Annotated in this window: 19 protein-coding genes and 1 tRNA gene; 13 read left to right on the top strand and 7 right to left on the bottom strand. The window is 64.2% G+C overall.

Annotation, left to right across the window (positions count from 1 at the left end):
• Positions 1-2 precede the first annotated feature (2 nt).
• The 5 genes from phnL (at position 3) to SO156_RS34845 (ending at position 3,884) form a co-directional block, all read left to right on the top strand.
• Positions 3-701, top strand: a complete 699-nt coding sequence (phnL, locus tag SO156_RS34865) for a phosphonate C-P lyase system protein PhnL (protein ID WP_458149106.1) — start codon at positions 3-5, stop codon at positions 699-701.
• Positions 702-712: 11 nt separating this feature from the next.
• A complete protein-coding gene (locus SO156_RS34860; RefSeq protein ID WP_498537931.1) occupies positions 713-1,870 on the top strand; it encodes an alpha-D-ribose 1-methylphosphonate 5-triphosphate diphosphatase in 1,158 nt (385 codons plus the stop codon).
• Positions 1,867-2,460, top strand: coding sequence for a phosphonate metabolism protein/1,5-bisphosphokinase (PRPP-forming) PhnN (gene phnN / locus SO156_RS34855; RefSeq protein ID WP_498537930.1), 594 nt, complete (start codon positions 1,867-1,869; stop codon positions 2,458-2,460). The genes SO156_RS34860 and phnN overlap by 4 nt, the downstream gene beginning before the upstream one ends.
• A gap of 16 nt (positions 2,461-2,476) precedes the next feature.
• Positions 2,477-3,088 carry a pyridoxamine 5'-phosphate oxidase family protein gene (locus SO156_RS34850; protein WP_498537929.1) on the top strand — a complete coding sequence of 204 codons (612 nt, stop codon included), beginning with the start codon at positions 2,477-2,479 and terminating at the stop codon, positions 3,086-3,088.
• A gap of 586 nt (positions 3,089-3,674) precedes the next feature.
• On the top strand, positions 3,675-3,884 hold the full coding sequence (locus SO156_RS34845) for a hypothetical protein (RefSeq protein ID WP_458149110.1): 210 nt from the start codon (positions 3,675-3,677) through the stop codon (positions 3,882-3,884).
• Between the two features lie 47 nt (positions 3,885-3,931).
• Here the strand turns inward: SO156_RS34845 and SO156_RS34840 are convergent, their stop codons facing one another.
• The 4 genes from SO156_RS34840 to SO156_RS34825 all read right to left on the bottom strand — a co-directional run bounded on the left by SO156_RS34840 (position 3,932) and on the right by SO156_RS34825 (position 7,433).
• Positions 3,932-4,435, bottom strand: coding sequence for a DUF6496 domain-containing protein (locus tag SO156_RS34840; RefSeq protein WP_498537928.1), 504 nt, complete (start codon positions 4,433-4,435; stop codon positions 3,932-3,934).
• Between the two features lie 70 nt (positions 4,436-4,505).
• A complete protein-coding gene (locus SO156_RS34835; protein WP_458149112.1) occupies positions 4,506-5,288 on the bottom strand; it encodes an alpha/beta fold hydrolase in 783 nt (260 codons plus the stop codon).
• Between the two features lie 20 nt (positions 5,289-5,308).
• Entirely contained in the window at positions 5,309-6,604 is a 1,296-nt protein-coding gene (locus SO156_RS34830; RefSeq protein WP_498537927.1) for an O-acetylhomoserine aminocarboxypropyltransferase, read from the bottom strand.
• A gap of 100 nt (positions 6,605-6,704) precedes the next feature.
• Positions 6,705-7,433: a helix-turn-helix transcriptional regulator gene (locus SO156_RS34825; RefSeq protein WP_458149114.1), complete on the bottom strand. Its 729-nt coding sequence runs from the start codon at positions 7,431-7,433 to the stop codon at positions 6,705-6,707.
• Positions 7,434-7,634: 201 nt separating this feature from the next.
• Between SO156_RS34825 and SO156_RS34820 the strand changes: the two genes are divergently transcribed.
• Positions 7,635-8,522 carry a dienelactone hydrolase family protein gene (locus SO156_RS34820; protein ID WP_498537926.1) on the top strand — a complete coding sequence of 296 codons (888 nt, stop codon included), beginning with the start codon at positions 7,635-7,637 and terminating at the stop codon, positions 8,520-8,522.
• A gap of 59 nt (positions 8,523-8,581) precedes the next feature.
• Here the strand turns inward: SO156_RS34820 and SO156_RS34815 are convergent, their stop codons facing one another.
• Positions 8,582-9,223 (bottom strand): response regulator transcription factor, encoded by a 642-nt coding sequence (locus SO156_RS34815; protein WP_458149116.1) that lies wholly within the window; start codon positions 9,221-9,223, stop codon positions 8,582-8,584.
• A gap of 369 nt (positions 9,224-9,592) precedes the next feature.
• On the opposite strand from SO156_RS34815, the gene SO156_RS34810 reads away from it, so the two are divergent.
• Positions 9,593-9,805, top strand: a complete 213-nt coding sequence (locus SO156_RS34810; RefSeq protein WP_458149117.1) for a hypothetical protein — start codon at positions 9,593-9,595, stop codon at positions 9,803-9,805.
• Positions 9,806-9,919: 114 nt separating this feature from the next.
• Here the strand turns inward: SO156_RS34810 and SO156_RS34805 are convergent, their stop codons facing one another.
• Entirely contained in the window at positions 9,920-10,270 is a 351-nt protein-coding gene (locus SO156_RS34805; RefSeq protein ID WP_498537925.1) for a RidA family protein, read from the bottom strand.
• A 51-nt stretch (positions 10,271-10,321) separates the two neighbouring features.
• Positions 10,322-10,396: transfer RNA gene (locus SO156_RS34800), tRNA-Thr, on the bottom strand.
• Between the two features lie 318 nt (positions 10,397-10,714).
• On the opposite strand from SO156_RS34800, the gene SO156_RS34795 reads away from it, so the two are divergent.
• The 6 genes from SO156_RS34795 to SO156_RS34770 form a co-directional block, all read left to right on the top strand.
• Positions 10,715-10,882, top strand: coding sequence for a hypothetical protein (locus SO156_RS34795; protein ID WP_498537924.1), 168 nt, complete (start codon positions 10,715-10,717; stop codon positions 10,880-10,882).
• A 41-nt stretch (positions 10,883-10,923) separates the two neighbouring features.
• Complete coding sequence (locus SO156_RS34790) at positions 10,924-12,630, top strand: FAD-dependent oxidoreductase (RefSeq protein WP_498537923.1); 1,707 nt, start codon at positions 10,924-10,926, stop codon at positions 12,628-12,630.
• Positions 12,631-12,721: 91 nt separating this feature from the next.
• On the top strand, positions 12,722-13,030 hold the full coding sequence (locus SO156_RS34785; protein WP_498537922.1) for an EthD family reductase: 309 nt from the start codon (positions 12,722-12,724) through the stop codon (positions 13,028-13,030).
• Positions 13,031-13,247: 217 nt separating this feature from the next.
• Positions 13,248-13,757: a hypothetical protein gene (locus SO156_RS34780; protein ID WP_458149121.1), complete on the top strand. Its 510-nt coding sequence runs from the start codon at positions 13,248-13,250 to the stop codon at positions 13,755-13,757.
• Positions 13,758-13,879: 122 nt separating this feature from the next.
• Positions 13,880-14,704, top strand: a complete 825-nt coding sequence (locus tag SO156_RS34775; RefSeq protein ID WP_498537921.1) for an alpha/beta fold hydrolase — start codon at positions 13,880-13,882, stop codon at positions 14,702-14,704.
• A gap of 283 nt (positions 14,705-14,987) precedes the next feature.
• The coding region (locus SO156_RS34770; RefSeq protein WP_498537920.1) for a DUF2948 family protein at positions 14,988-15,364 on the top strand (377 nt) is incomplete at its 3' end.

The raw sequence follows: 15,364 nt of genomic DNA, 5'->3' as shown, positions 1-15,364 counted from the left end.
CGATGACCGCCATGATCGACGTCGCCGATGCGCAAAAGACCTTTACGATGCACCTCCAGGGTGGCGTCGAGCTGCCCGTCGTGCGAGGCGTGACGTTCCACGTCAATCCCGGCGAATGCGTCGTGCTGTCCGGTCCATCGGGCGCGGGCAAGTCGTCGATCCTGAAAATGATCTTCGGCAATTATCGCTGCGACAGCGGCCGCATCGGCATCCGCCATCGAGGTAGCCTGATCGATCTTGCCAGCGCCGAGCCGCGGCAGATCCTCAACGTCAGGCGCGACACGATCGGGTACGTCAGCCAGTTCCTGCGCGCGGTTCCGCGCGTTGCGACCATCGACGTCGTCGCCGAGCCGCTGATCGCGGGCGGCGTGGCGCGGCCCGAGGCGCAACGTCGCGCGGGCGCGCTTCTGCATCGGTTGAACATCCCCGAGCGTCTCTGGCAGCTGCCACCCGCGACCTTCTCCGGCGGCGAGCAGCAGCGCGTCAACATCGCGCGCGGCTTCATTCCGGACCTGCCGATCCTGCTGCTCGACGAGCCGACCGCCTCGCTCGACGCCGCCAACCGAGCCGTCGTCGTCGAACTGATCGCCGAAAAAAAGCGCAAGGGCACAGCCATGGTCGCGATCGTCCACGACGACGAAATCCGCCATCTGATCGCCGATCGAATCGTCGACGTCACCAGTTTTGCAGCTGCGGCCTGAAGGACCTGGAAATGAACGCGAAGCCGAATGAAACCGTGATCGCCAACGCCAGGATCGTACTGGCTGATAGCGTGATCGAGCAGGGCTGGATCGCCCTCGCCGAGGGGCGCATCGCCGAGATCGGCGAGGGCAGGGCGCCCGCGGGCGCCGAGGACGCCCGCGGCGACCTGATCACGCCCGGTCTGCTCGAGCTGCACACCGATCATTTGGAAGCGCACTACGTGCCTCGTCCAAAAGTGTTCTGGGATCCCGTCGCCGCCGTCATCTCCTATGACGGGCAGCTCGCGACGTCAGGCATCACCACGGTGCTGGATTCGCTGCGGGTCTGGCGCGAGGACGGCGCTGAGGAGGTCGACGGCCGTGCCGGCATCCTCGCCGCTGCGATCTCGGCGGCGCGCCAGAACAACCTCCTGCGCGCCGATCACTTCCTGCATCTGCGCTGCGAAGTCCCGATGCCGAGCGTGGTCGAGGAGGCCAAGGAGCTGATCGACCGCCCCGACGTGCGGCTGATGTCGCTGATGGACCACACGCCCGGCCAGCGCCAGTTCCGCGATGAGGTCAAGCTGCGCGACTACTATCGCGGCAAGGGCGGTGGCATGACCGACGCCCAACTCGATGAGCTCTTTGCCAGGCGCTTCACCTACCAGCAGACCTATGCGGCGACCAACATGCGCGAGATCGTGGCGCTGGCGAAGGACTACAAGATTCCGCTGGCGAGCCATGACGACACCACCGAGGAGAATGTCACGGATGCGATCCGTGACGGCGTCGCGGTCGCGGAGTTTCCGACCACGGTGGAAGCTGCGCGCGGCTTGCACGCGGCCGGCATCGACATCTTGATGGGCGCGCCGAACGTGGTGCGCGGCGGCTCGCATTCGGGCAACATCGCCGCCGTCGATCTCGCGCGCGAGGGGCTCCTGGACATTTTGTCGTCCGACTACATTCCGTCGAGCCTCTTGATGGCTGCGCTGCAATTGCCGCAGCAGGTGCCGGCGATCAACCTCCCGGCCGCGATACGCACGGTGACGAAGGCGCCGGCCGAGGCGGTCGGGCTCTCGGATCGTGGCGAGATCGCGGTGGGCAAGCGCGCCGATCTGATCCGCGTCCATGTCGCAGGCAGCGTTCCCGTCGTTCGCAGCGTCTGGCGGGAAGGAGGACGTGTCGCATGAGCGAGAGCCTGTCGATTGCGCCAGAGACCGCGGCGATCGGGCCCGGACGCCTGGTTCTGGTCGTTGGTCCCAGCGGCGCCGGCAAGGATACGCTGCTTGGTCTTGCCAAAGCCGCGCTCACTGAGGATCACGATGTGGTCTTTCCGCGCCGGATCGTGACGCGCGAGGCGTCCGCTGCCGAGGACAATGTGTCCGTGACTCCGGACGAATTCCGCCGCGGGCTGGACCACGGCGATTTCGCCGCGCATTGGGAGGCTCATGGCCTCTCATACGCGCTGCCAGTCGACATCAACGACGATATCCGCGCCGGCCGCACCGTCGTCGTCAACATCTCGCGCACGGTGATCGGCGCACTGCGCCAGGCCTACGGCAACGTCGTGGTGGTGGCGATCACGGCGCCGCCGGACGTCCTTGCCCAGCGTCTCGCCGCGCGGGCGCGACACAGCGACGGCAACATCACGGAGCGGCTCAAGCGGCATGTCGACGAGGCTTCGGCGCACGCCGACGTCACGATCGTCAATGCCGGCAGCCCCGATTATCACAGCCGCCAGCTCGTCCGCGTGATCCGCAACGAATGCTGGCGCGAGTAGCAAAGGAGCAGGTGGAATGACGGTGATTACGACGGTCGAGCAGCTCGAAGCGATCTATGGCGTCACCACCGACGCCTCGACCGTAAAGGTCGCCGATCACGTCACGCCGCTCTACCGCGTCTTCATCGAAACCTCTCCCTTTGCCGCATTGGCTACCATTGGCCCGGAGGGCATCGACTGTTCGCCGCGCGGCGATCTGCCGGGCTTCGTGCGCATTCATGATCCGAAGACGCTGATGCTGCCGGACCGCCGCGGCAACAACCGCATCGATTCCTTGCGCAACATCGTTCGCGATCCGCGCGTCTCCCTGATGTTCCTGATCCCCGGCTCCGGCAACGCGATCCGCGTCAACGGGCAGGCGCACATCTCCGTCGATCCGGAACTGCTCGCCTCCTTCAAGGTCGATGGCAAGGCGCCGCGCATCGTGATGGTGATGACCATCGACGAGCTCTATTTCCAGTGCGCTCGTGCCATCGTCCGTTCCGATCTCTGGAATCCCGACAAGCGCGTCGATCCCAGGAGCTTGCCGACGCCCGGTCAGATCCTCGCCGAGATGAGCGAGAACAAGGTCGGCGGCGAAGAGTACGACCGCGCCTGGCCCGCCCGCGCGGCCGCGACGATGTGGTGATGATTCCCCTCGGCCGCTTCCTTCCCCGGTCCCTGCAAGCGGCAGGGCGATCATGCAAATGTTTGGGGCGCTTAGATCTCCCCATCGTCATGGCCGGGCTTGTCCCGGCCATCCACGCCTTGCCACGCGGCAGGAAGAACGTGGATGCCCGGGACATAGGCGCGCGGAAGCGACGCCGTCCTTCGGACGGCTATGCCCGGGCATGACGACCTCTTGTGGAGCCCCGTGTGCGCCTCGCCTACCGCACGCGGAGCGAGATGATGTCACTGCGAGATCATCCCATTTCGCGAGATGGTGCATCGAGAGAAGCCCACACGCGCCTCCGCGCCAAATATGGATAGCCATTTCATTGACCGGTCGCGTCAATCACCCGATATTCGGAGCATCGAAACTGCTTGGTGATGCCGAAAGCCGCAGAATGAGAATGACTAATCAGCGAGTTCAGAGCGACATGCGCAAGGGCATGACGCGTCGCTGTTTCTCTGCGGCGGCCGGCCCCTGTTGTTGCTGCTAACTGTCGCTTTAGCACGCCCTCATCGCAAAATTCAAAGACAGGAACGCCGACATCCTCGGCGAACGAGCAGCCATGACCCAAGCCTACATCATTGAAGTCAACGACCGCACTGCCGGCATCATCGCGCGCGACGAGCGCGGCTTTCGTTTCTTCTCCTCCGAGCGGCTGTTCGACAGCCTCGAAGGCCGCCAGTTCCGTTCGGCCCGCGACGCCGAGCGCGCCGCACGCGCCGTCTTCTCCGAACGGCGCCACCTCCTGAACCAGTCGCTGTTGGCCATCTGACCCACGCATCCACTGTCGTCGCTTGTCCGGGCGAGGTTGGAAAGGGATCAGCTCTGCCGGCGCTTGCGGGTACGCGCCGCCTTCTTTGCTGCGGCGGATCGGACCTTCGCGCCCTTGGTACGGCTCGCCTTGCGCGCGGCTGCCGAACGCGACGCTGCGCTGCGCCGGCTCGCGGCGCGCTTGGCTTGCTTCGAGAGCGAGCGGCGTGAGGCGGTCGAGCGCGGCTCCTTCTTCAGTACATTCTCCACGGCACGGGAGACGCGCGGGCGACGCTTCGGATGCCGTTTGCCCTGGCCGGCCTCATAGGCATATTTGGCGCTGCGGCGCGTCGCCTTCTTGGTGCGCCCCTTGCGGGGTGGCGGCAGGTCGACGCCGGCGCGGCGTGCCTCGGAAAGACCGATCGCGATGGCCTGGCGCGTCGAGCGCGCGCCGTGCTTGCCCTTGCGGATTTTATCGATCTCGTCCTTCACGAATTCGCCGGCCTGCGTGCTCGGCGATTTGCCTTCGCGCTTGTCCTCTCTGGCTTTGCGAATGATCTCTTGTCTTGGCATGGCTCAAGTTCCCTTCGGGATTGACGAGGGAGTCCTGACCGCAACGCGCAGAATGGCAGATTGATCCTCTTTAACCCCGCAACGCCGCGAGCAGCTCGTCGGGGCGCTCCGCCATGATCATGTGACCTGCGCCCGGCACTACGACCGTCTTCGCGTGCGCCATTGCGGCGGCCAGCGCCTTGCCGGCTTTAGCCGGCGTCATCATGTCCCGTTCGCCGAGGATGAGCGTGGTCGGCACCTTCACGGTACCGGCAGCCGCGAGCGCATTCGTATAGGAATTGCAAGCTGACAAATCCTTGAACAGCACGCCCGGCTCGCAGTGTTTCAGCACGGCCTGCGCTCCACCATGCATCCATAGACCCGGCGCGAGGCTGCCGCCGAGCTCGCCTTTGAACCCGAGGCCCCAGATCGAAACCATGTCGATCGCGTCCTGGTCGTTCGCCTCTGCGGCCTTCAACAGATCAGGCCCGACCGTCATGGTTGCGGCCGTGCCGATCAGGCTCAGCGCCGAGACCCTGTCAGGGTGGCGCGCCGCGGTCTCCAGCGAGATCAAAGATCCCATCGAGTGGCCGATCAGGTGCGCCTTCGCGACGCCGGCCGCGCCGAGCAGGGCCGCGGTCCAGTCGGCCATGTCAGCGATGCTGGACAGGGACGGCCCGGTCGAGCGGCCATGGCCGGGCAGGTCGGGGGCCAGCACGGAATGGCCGTGATGAGCAAACCAGCGCGTATGCAACGCCCAGGTCGAGTGATCAAAACCCGCGCCGTGGATGAACACGACGGCCGGCAGGGACTTGTCGAATTCGCGGCCGCCGGTTGCGACAAACACCTCGGCGCCGTTGACGGAGAGCTTCATGGCTTCAGACCTTTTGGCTTTCAGACCTTTTGCGAGATGCGCAGCGCTTGGGCGAGATCGTCGATGATGTCGGAGGATGTCTCGATGCCGACCGACAGCCGCACCAGCTCCTCTCCGATGCCGGCCGCCTTGAGCTGCTCGGCATCCATCTGCTGATGCGTGGTGCTCGCGGGATGGATCACGAGCGTCTTGGCGTCGCCGACATTGGCGAGATGGCTGATCATGCGCAGCTGCTCGATGAACTTGCGCCCCGCAGCACGGCCGCCCTTGATACCGAAGGAGACGATCGAGCCGGCCCCGCGCGGCAGCAGCTGCTTGGCGAGCTGATGGTCCGGGTGGGTCTCCAGCGAGGGGTGCAGCACCCAGTCGACGGCCTTGTTGGACTTCAGCGCGTCCAGCACGAGATGCGTGTTCTGCATGTGACGGTCCATGCGAACGGGCAGCGTCTCGACGCCCTGCAAGAGCTGGAACGCATTGGTCGGCGACATGCAGGCGCCGAAATCGCGCAGGCCTTCGGTGCGCGCGCGCATGATGAAGGCGGCGGTGCCGAACTGCTCGTCGAAGACCATGCCGTGATAGCCGGCATAGGGCTCGGTGAGCACCGCGAACTTGCCCGACCCGCGCCAGTCGAAGCGGCCGCCATCGACGACCGCGCCGCCGATCGCAATGCCATGGCCGCCGATCCACTTGGTCGCCGAATGCATCACGATGTCGGCGCCGAGCTCGATCGGCCGGCTGAGATAGGGCGTGGCGAAGGTATTGTCGATCAGCAGCGGAATTTTCGCATCATGCGCGATACCAGCGACCTTCGGGATATCAAGGACTTCCAGCCCCGGATTGCCGATGGTCTCACCGATCACGAGCTTGGTGTTCGGCCTGATCGCGGCTTGGAACGCATCGTGGCCACGCGGCTTCACGAATGTCGTGGTGATGCCGAAGCGCGGCAGCGTGTGTGCGAGCAGATTGATGGTACCGCCATAAAGCGAGCTCGACGCGACGATGTGGTCGCCGGCACCGAGGAGTGTGGCGATGGCCAGATGCATTGCCGCCTGGCCGCTGGCGGTGCAGATCGCGCCGACGCCGCCTTCCAGCGCCGCAAGCCGCTCCTCCAGCACGCTCGTGGTCGGATTCGAGATCCGCGTGTAGATGTGGCCGGCGCGCTCCAGATTGAACAGCGCCGCTGCGTGGTCCGTATCCTGGAACACATAGGACGTGGTCTGATAGATCGGCACCGCACGGGCCCCGGTCGCGGGATCCGGATGCTGGCCCGCATGCAGGCTCAGGGTTTCGAAGGCAGGCGGCTTGGGTGCGGGCATGCTTGGCCTCGTTGGTTTGGCCTCGTTGGTCGGTCGGCGGGGATGGCCGTTGTGCCACAAATCGACGCGAGGCGTCAGCCTGTACGTCGACCGGGCCGGATTACGGCGAGATGATGCGGTCGCGCATGGCGATCATCACGGCCTGCGTGCGGGTCGCCGCGCCGAGCTTTTCGCAGCAGCTCTTGATGTGGGCCTTCACCGTACGTCCCGTGATGTTCAGCGCGTCGGCGATCTCATCGGAGGATCGGCCAAGCGCCGCCTGCGTCAGCACCTCGCGCTCACGCAATGACAGTACGAGCCGCGGCGCATCCGGCAGGCCCCGCAGCCGCAGCGCCCGGTCGAACGCATAGAGTGCCATGAGATGGAGCGCGGGCAGTTCGCGTTCCGGCAGATTGATCGCGGCGCCGCCGAAATAGACCTGCCCCATCCGGCCCGCGGGCGAGGCGACCGGGATCATGAAGCCGTCGACCATTCCGAAGTCGCGGGCGCGCCGCACCAGCTCGGCTGCGCGCGGCTCCCGCTCCGGATCAAAAGGTGCTTCCCTGAACCAGCGGAACGGCCGGACCGTCGCCTTGCAATAGCGCAGCGCCGGATCGTCCCACACATATTGCGCTTCGGAATACATATCCAGGAAGCCGGCCGGCAGCCGTTCCGCGAGCACGGCGTTGCGCGCAGGCTCTGTCGTCAGCGGGGCGACGTAGGCGCAGCAGAAATAGTCGAAGCCGTGCTGACCGAGCGCGCGGCCCATCGCGTCGAGAATGCTAGCCGCGTCGGGAAGCCTCCCGACCGTCTCGACGAATTCGAACGCGCGAGTGCGGATCACGTCCATTCAGGATCCCCCGACCGGGCTTTGACGGGTCGGCGCTGTGCGACCGGCCCACGCATCGAGTTTAGGACGCCGATTCAGCGCTCGCAACCAGCAGAGGCTAACGTCACGCCCGCGAGTCCTCGCAGGCTGGTGACTTGCGTTTCGGTCTCAAATTACCGATGAAATCCCTCGCGCTCGAACTTCAGACAAGGGACAAGCCGAATGACTGCCGAAACCACTATGACTGCCGACGTAATTGGGTTGACGAAGCCCGCTCCGGTCTCGCGCCGCGCCTTCATGAGCGCGACCGCCGCGGTTGCCGCGGGTTATACGCTTGCCGCGGGACCTGTCCGCGCCGAAGTCATCACCACCGACACGACGGGCCTTCAGGCCGGAGACGCCCAGATCAAGGTCGGCGAGGGTGAAATGCCCGGCTACTATGCACGACCGGCCGGCGCCAGCCGTCCGCCGGTGGTCCTGGTGGCGATGGAGATTTTTGGCCTCCACGAATACATCAAGGACGTGACGCGGCGCCTCGCCAAGCTCGGCGCACTGGCGATCGCGCCCAATTATTACTTCAACAAGGGCCGGGACCTGACCGAGATCACCGACATGAAGGAGCTCCTGCCCATCGTCAACGCAAAGGCGGATGCCGAGCTTTTCGCCGATCTCGACGCCACGGTTGCCTGGGCCGCCTCGCAGGGCGGCGATACCAACAGGCTCGGCATGATCGGATTCTGCCGCGGCGGGCGCTACGTCTGGGAATACGCCGCCCATAGCGATGCGCTGAAGGCCGCCGTTGCCTTCTACGGCTCGCTCGTCGATCCTGCCAATCCGGTATGGCCGAAGAGTCCGCTTCAGCTTGCACCCGAGATGAAGGCGCCCGTGCTCGGCCTCTATGGCGAAGCCGATACCGGCATTACGGTCGCCCAGGTGGAGCAGATGAAGGCTGCGCTCGCGCAGAACAAGAAGACGGCCGAGTTCAAGATCTACAAGGACGCACCGCACGGCTTCCACGCCGACTACCGCGGCAGCTATCGCAAGGAAGCTGCGGAAGATGCCTGGGGCCAGGCGCAGGCCTGGTTCAGGAAATACGGCGTGCTGGGCTGAGGAAAGCTAACATCTTGCCTAGCGTGCGGGCGGCGTCATGCGCCGCCCGCCGAGCATGCTTACTTGCTCGCCCGTGATCCATCGTTCCCCGGGCTGGAGATACCGAGCCGCTGGGCAATCGTGACGAGTTGAGCCACCGATTGAACGTTCAATTTCTCCATGATCGCCTGGCGGTGCGCCTTGATCGTTCGCTCCGCGCAGCCAAGTTCGCGCGCCGCATGCTTGTTTCTTTTGCCCTGTACAATGATCTCGAAGACCTGCCGCTGACGCGGACTCAGCGTCGACAGCCGGGCCCGAAGCGCCTCCAGTTCACCGTTTCGCGCGCGTTCCGTCTCGTGGCGCGCCATTGCCGCTTCGATTGCGCTCAGTAGCTCTATGGAGCTGACTGGCTTAGTGAGGAAGTTGTCGGCTCCCGCCTTGATCGCCTTCACCGTGAGGCCGATGTCCGGGTAGCCGGTCAGAAACACAATGGGCAGCGTCGAGCCGAGCTCGGTCAAACGGCCTTGAAGCTCAGGACCGCTCAAGTCAGGCATCCGGACGTCCAGAAGAATGCAGCCACCGGCATCTGGGTCTGGCGGCTGATCCAGCAACTGCTGAGCCGATGCATAACTGACGACGCGGTAGCCCGTGTTCTCTAAAAGTCGCTGGATAGCTGTTCGGAATGACGCGTCGTCATCCACGACATGGATGATGCCGCGCATGTTTCTCCTGGGACGAAAAGTAGCTGTGCTTGCCTGTTATTCTTGTTTGTCCGTACAGCGCCTTCACGCCCGGCCAAGGTCTCCTTGCAAGTCTCCTTGGATGTGATCTATCGATTCTGGATTGTCGAAGGCTAATTAAATCTATGAAAGCTGAGAAGCGATCTTTTGTTCGCGAATGTCTGCCATGTGCGCGATCAAGCCAAGTGGTTCTCAATTACCGATGAAGAGCAGAGAAGGTTCGCATCAGTTGAATCGCGGTCGTGCCGTCGATAGCGTGCCGCTTTTTCTTTCCGCAAATTAACGAGGCTTCGGCGCACAAGGCGGATAGAACGGCGGGCGGCGGGGCTTCTTAAAACCAAGACGACCATTGTGAAGTTTGACGAACAGGAACGCGGTGCGCTGAAGCGTGCCGGCTTTTCCGTCGCGGACGACTACGAAGCGGCCTACCTCGAAGCCCTCGTCGCGATCGGTGCGCACGACGACGAGACCTTGTGGTTGACGATTACTTTGCCGAACTCCACGCGCGTCGTGTGCGCCTTGCCGCGCGATGAGACGATCGTCGCCATCGATGAGAACGGCTGACGCCCGTGCTACTTTGCATGGGGTTGTTTTCGACATTTTGGTTGGGAGCGAGTCCGGCGCCGGTCTCGCATCTGCCGGAGACCATCGTGGGATGGGCTCGCCCGCCGGTAGGGCCTAGCGTCGGGCGGCGATCGCCGTCAGCTCCAGCCTGACGCCCGGGCCGAGATCCGCGACGCCGACCGCGGCACGCGCCGGCAGATGTTCCGCGGTGAAATAGCGCTTCCACACCTGGTTGAGCGCCGTCTTGTCGGCGAGATCGGTCATGTAGATCGTCACCTGCAGAACGCAGGAGAGATCGGAGCCCGCCCCTTCAAGCAAGGTCTTCAACTGGCGAAACACGTCGTCGGCCTGGCCCGACATGTCGAGCCCGGCATCCTCCGGAACGACGCCGCCGAGATAGAGCACGCCATTATGCTCGACGATCTCGTGGAGCAGTCCTTCATAGGGCAGGGAACGTTTGATCAAGATGGCATCCGTGAGGTGCAGGACGAGACATGGTCGGCGAATGGGGAAGACTGGTGCTGCCGGACAGGATTGAACTGTCGACCTCTCCCTTACCAAGGGAGTGCTCTACCACTGAGCTACGGCAGCAGATGCTGGCAAAGAATCGGCCGCGACATGGGCCCGCCAAGCGGGGCGATGTCTGCCACAAGCCCCCCTTCTGTGCAAGCGCGCATGCCCCGCGAAATCGATAAATCGGCCCGATCGCGCAGCCAAAGCGTCCAATTCGACCCGAAATGACCCGGTTTGGGGCGATTTGGTTCCGGAAGAAATCCCCAGCCAACTGGCCAGTTGGCCGCAACCCTGAATTCGACCAATTCTGGCGGCTTCGTTGCTTCCGTCGGCACTCCCCCTTGAGCTGTCCTCGTGCGATGGCATTCTACCGTCGACCATGATGATGGGCCCGTAATGACCGAAGACAACGACAGGACGCGAGCGGGGGACACCCGGCAGGATCGGCTGAAATCGGCGCTGCGCGAGAACCTGAAGCGGCGCAAGGCGCAGGCGCGCGAGCGCGCCGCGCCGGCCGGTCCCTCGCGGGAGGACGAACCGACCCCGGATGAGGAGATCCGGTAAGGCCGGCAGCTGGATTTTTCTTGGAATGAGTGAGAGCGGTGATGGCGCAGGACGGACCGGAACAAACCGACAGGGACACGCTGATCTCGCAGTTCTCCCGCCCCGAGCAGACCTTTCCGACGCTGACCCCGGCCGAGATCGAGCGCCTGCGCCAATTCGGTGAGATCAGACATTACAAGAGCGGCGAACTGCTGTTCGAGACCGGCAAGCGCGGGCCGGGCATGTTCGTCGTGCTGTCGGGCCATGTCGCCATAACCCAGCGCGACGGGCTTGGTCACGTCACGCCGGTGATCGATCAAGGACCCGGCCAGTTTCTCGCCGAACTCGGCCAGCTCTCCGGGCGGCCGGCGCTGGTCGATGGCCATGCCGAGGGCGATGTCGAGACGCTCCTGATCGCGCCGGATCGGCTGCGCGCCCTGCTGGTCGCAGAAGCCAATCTTGGTGAGCGCATCATGCGCGCGCTGATCCTGCGCCGGGTCAGCCTGATCCAGGGCGGCGTCGGCGGCCCCGTGTTGATCGGCCCGTCGCATTCGGCCGGTGTGGTGCGCTTGCAGGGTTTTCTCACCCGCAACGGCCAGCCGCATCACCTGCTCGACCCTGATAGCGAGCACGATGCGGCCGAGTTGATCGCCCGCTATTCGCCCAAGCCCGAGGACTGGCCGCTCGTCGTCACCGCTGACGGCATCGTGCTGCGCAATCCGACCGAGAGCGAGCTCGCGCGTGCCATCGGCATGATCGGTGGTCCCCGCGGCGAAAAGATCTATGACGTCGCGATCGTCGGCTGCGGACCGGCCGGACTTGCAACCGCGGTCTATGCGGCCTCCGAAGGCCTCTCGGTCGCCGTGCTCGACACCCGCGCCTTCGGCGGCCAGGCCGGCGCGAGCGCGCGCATCGAGAATTATCTGGGGTTTCCGACTGGCATTTCCGGCCAGGCGCTCGCGGGCCGCGCCTTCACCCAGGCGCAGAAATTCGGCGCCGACATCATGATCCCGCTGTCGGCGAAGTCGCTGGATTGCTCGCGCAGTGCCGGCACCTTTTCGCTGGCGCTCGACTGCGGCGACACCTTGCGCTCGCGCGCTGTGGTGGTCGCGAGTGGCGCGCGTTATCGCCGGCCGGAAATCGAGAATCTGGAAAAGTTCGAGGGCCGCGGCGTCTGGTATTGGGCCTCGCCGGTCGAGGCGCGGCTTTGTTCCGGCGAGGAGGTCGCCCTGGTCGGCGCCGGTAATTCAGCGGGGCAGGCCGCCGTGTTCCTGTCGGGCCATGCGAAGCGAGTACTGATGATCATCCGCGGCGGTGGGTTGGGGGCCAGCATGTCGCGCTATCTCATCGAGCGCATCGAAGCGACGCCGAACATCGAATTGATTTTCAACACCGAGATCACGGCGCCCGAGGGTGACGAGGCCTCGCTACTGCGGCGCATCCGCTGGAAGAGCCGGCTGTCGACCGACGAGGACGCCGCCGAAATTCGCAATCTTTTCCTGTTCGTCGGTGCCGATCCCGCGACCGGGTGGCTCGACGGCTGCGGTGTAACGCTCGATCGCGGTGGCTTCGTCGTCACTGGCGCGCAGTCCGAACTGAATCAGGGCCGGCTCGTTGCGCCGCTCGAAACCTCTGTGCCCGGCGTCTATGCCGTCGGTGATGTGCGCTCCGGCTCTGTCAAGCGTGTCGGCGGCGCCATCGGCGAAGGCGCGCAGGTCGTGGCTTCCCTGCACGGCTTCCTCGGCGATGCCGCGAAACCGGCGCTTTGATCTGCCTTAAGGTCCATCCCCTCACCTGAGGAGCTTGCACGCCTCCTCACCAGGAGGGTTTAATAGTGAGACAACAAAATGGGAGGACTAAATGGCTGAACTCGTCGTGCTCTACAAGACGCCTAAGGATGCTGCGGCTTTCGACAAGCATTATGCCGAGATTCATATTCCGCTGGCGAAGAAGCTTCCTGGCCTGAAGAAGTATGCGGTGAGCAAGGGGCCAGTCGGGACACCCGCCGGTCCGTCGGAATTCCACCTGGTCGCGATCCTGACCTTTGACAGCGTCGGCGATATCCAGAAGGCGTTTGGTACGCCGGAAGGCAAGGCGGCGGCAGCCGACGTTGGGGTATTCGCAACAGGCGGCGTCGAGATGCAGATCTTCGAAACGCGCGAGGTGTAAGCATCGATTTCGGCGACGGCGACCGATACTTCTCATTTGAAGCAAGACCGAGCGTCGCGTCTGACGCCGCCAGTATGACAGTCGTGCAAACCCATGCATGCATTTGCCGTGTCGAACGGCGAGTGCATGGCTTGGCGCGTGCGCGTAGCAACATCGTGTGTGGCAATCCGATGAGGGCCGTAATACCATTCTCCTGATCTAAGTGGGGAGAGTAGCCATGGTCCTTGGGTTGAGCCTGCCTGCCTTCACGATGCTCCATGTCATCATCAGTCTGGTCGCGATCGCTTCCGGCATCGTCGTGATGTTCGGACTGCTCGGCTCGAAGCGGATGCCGGGCCTCACCGCGATCTTCCTGCTGTTCACGATTCTGACCAGTGTCACCGGGTTCCTGTTTCCGTTCAAGGAGCTGTTGCCGTCGCATATGATCGGCATCCTCTCGCTGGTGCTGCTCGCGATTGCCTGTATCGCGCTTTACGGCGTGAAGCTTTCCGGCGTCTGGCGCCCGATCTATGTGGTCACGGCGATGACGTCGCTCTATCTCAACGTGTTCGTGCTGATCATCCAGTCGTTCCTCAAGGTGCCCGCACTGGCGGCGCTGGCGCCGGCCGTGCCGCCGGCTCCGCCGTCCGGCCCGGTGTTCGCGGTCGTGCAAGGCATCGTGCTGGTGTTCTTCGTGCTGGTGATCATTGGGGCCTGGCGCCGCTTCAGGCCGATGGCATTTGCTTGATTGTTTTCGTCATTCCGGGGCGAAGCGGTGCTTCGAACCCGGAATCTCGTTCAGCAACATCCGAATTCCGAGTTCGCGCTTAAGCCCGCCCGGAACGGCTCAAGAGCAAGAAGGGAGCAATCATGCCCACCATCACCACCACGGACAGCGTCGAGATCTTCTACAAGGATTGGGGCAAGGGGCAGCCGATCGTGTTCAGCCATGGCTGGCCGCTGTCGTCGGACGACTGGGACGCGCAGATGCTGTTCTTCCTCAACCACGGCTACCGCGTCATCGCCCATGACCGCCGCGGCCACGGCCGCTCCAGCCAGGTCGCTGACGGCCACGATATGGATCACTATGCCGATGATCTTGCTGCACTCACCGCGCATCTCGATCTGAAGAACGCCATTCACGTCGGCCATTCCACCGGCGGCGGTGAGGTCGTGCACTACATTGCCCGCCATGGCGAGAGCCGGGTGGCGAAGGCCGCGATCATCGCGGCAGTGCCGCCCTTGATGGTACAGACGCCGGCCAATCCCGGCGGCCTGCCCAAGGAGGTGTTTGACGGACTGCAGGCGCAGCTCGCGGCCAACCGCTCGCAATTCTATCGTGATCTGCCGGCCGGCCCGTTCTATGGTTACAACCGTCCCGGCGCAAAGCCGTCGGAAGCGGTGATCCAGAACTGGTGGCGTCAGGGCATGATGGGCGGCGCGAAAGCGCATTACGACGGCGTCGTCGCCTTCTCGCAGACCGACTTCACCGAGGACCTGAAGAAGATCAACGTGCCCGTCCTCGTCATGCACGGCGACGACGACCAGATCGTCCCCTACGCCGATTCCGGACCGCTCTCGGCCAAGCTTCTGAAGAAGGGCACGCTGAAAACATACAAGGGCTTCCCGCACGGCATGCCGACCACGGAAGCGGAAACTATCAACGCGGACCTGCTGGCCTTTTTTAAGGGTTAGAGCGCCTCACTTCAAATCCACCCTGATCGCGTCGAATATGCGCTTGAAAGGCTTTCGGCTTTTCGCGCGTGTCTTCGGTGACGCAGACTTCACCGCCGGCGAAGATCATGCCGCAGGCAATGGATCTCGCGTCGGCAGCGATGCTGTGGGATGCCTCGGCGACGCTGACCGGGGAGGCGATTGCGATAGCCTCCGGATCACCGGCCGGATAGCCTTACAGAAACCGCCGCGGTCCGGCTGCGTTGAGGCGCAGCCCCGCGACGTCCATGTGAGGTGCAGATCGATGCCGCCCCAGCTCAAACTGATTGCGCTCGATGCCGACGACCTCGCCGTCATCTCAACCCATGTACAGGACGCGCGGGTGCAGACCTCCGACATCATCTGGCGACAGGGCGAGAAGCGGCTGGTGGTCGGCATGAACCGGCTGGACTGGGAGCAGACGCTGGACGGCGAGGCCGAGCCGCGCCGGCTGGTCTCCGCGCTCCGCTTCGACCGCGTGCTGGCCTGCAAGTCGCGCAATATCGACCTCGCCGCACCCGAGCGGGTTTTGGACCTCGTCGGCATCGAGTTTCACGGCCAAAACGCCCCTGGCGGCAGCGCGCTGCTCCTGTTCGCCCATGGCGGCGCGATCCGGCTCGACGTCGAATGCCTGGAATGCGA

The organism is Bradyrhizobium sp. UFLA05-125 (genome assembly GCF_059803515.1).
This window is presented reverse-complemented; position numbering and strand designations above follow the sequence as displayed.

Bases quoted from the DNA above. Each gene is read 5' to 3' on its own strand.
- phnL (WP_458149106.1), top strand. From the start codon at position 3: ATGACCGCCATGATCGACGTCGCCGATGCGCAAAAGACCTTTACGATG.
- SO156_RS34860 (WP_498537931.1), top strand. From the start codon at position 713: ATGAACGCGAAGCCGAATGAAACCGTGATCGCCAACGCCAGGATCGTA.
- phnN (WP_498537930.1), top strand. From the start codon at position 1,867: ATGAGCGAGAGCCTGTCGATTGCGCCAGAGACCGCGGCGATCGGGCCC.
- SO156_RS34850 (WP_498537929.1), top strand. From the start codon at position 2,477: ATGACGGTGATTACGACGGTCGAGCAGCTCGAAGCGATCTATGGCGTC.
- SO156_RS34845 (WP_458149110.1), top strand. From the start codon at position 3,675: ATGACCCAAGCCTACATCATTGAAGTCAACGACCGCACTGCCGGCATC.
- SO156_RS34840 (WP_498537928.1), bottom strand. From the start codon at position 4,435: ATGCCAAGACAAGAGATCATTCGCAAAGCCAGAGAGGACAAGCGCGAA.
- SO156_RS34835 (WP_458149112.1), bottom strand. From the start codon at position 5,288: ATGAAGCTCTCCGTCAACGGCGCCGAGGTGTTTGTCGCAACCGGCGGC.
- SO156_RS34830 (WP_498537927.1), bottom strand. From the start codon at position 6,604: ATGCCCGCACCCAAGCCGCCTGCCTTCGAAACCCTGAGCCTGCATGCG.
- SO156_RS34825 (WP_458149114.1), bottom strand. From the start codon at position 7,433: ATGGACGTGATCCGCACTCGCGCGTTCGAATTCGTCGAGACGGTCGGG.
- SO156_RS34820 (WP_498537926.1), top strand. From the start codon at position 7,635: ATGACTGCCGAAACCACTATGACTGCCGACGTAATTGGGTTGACGAAG.
- SO156_RS34815 (WP_458149116.1), bottom strand. From the start codon at position 9,223: ATGCGCGGCATCATCCATGTCGTGGATGACGACGCGTCATTCCGAACA.
- SO156_RS34795 (WP_498537924.1), top strand. From the start codon at position 10,715: ATGACCGAAGACAACGACAGGACGCGAGCGGGGGACACCCGGCAGGAT.
- SO156_RS34790 (WP_498537923.1), top strand. From the start codon at position 10,924: ATGGCGCAGGACGGACCGGAACAAACCGACAGGGACACGCTGATCTCG.
- SO156_RS34785 (WP_498537922.1), top strand. From the start codon at position 12,722: ATGGCTGAACTCGTCGTGCTCTACAAGACGCCTAAGGATGCTGCGGCT.
- SO156_RS34780 (WP_458149121.1), top strand. From the start codon at position 13,248: ATGGTCCTTGGGTTGAGCCTGCCTGCCTTCACGATGCTCCATGTCATC.
- SO156_RS34775 (WP_498537921.1), top strand. From the start codon at position 13,880: ATGCCCACCATCACCACCACGGACAGCGTCGAGATCTTCTACAAGGAT.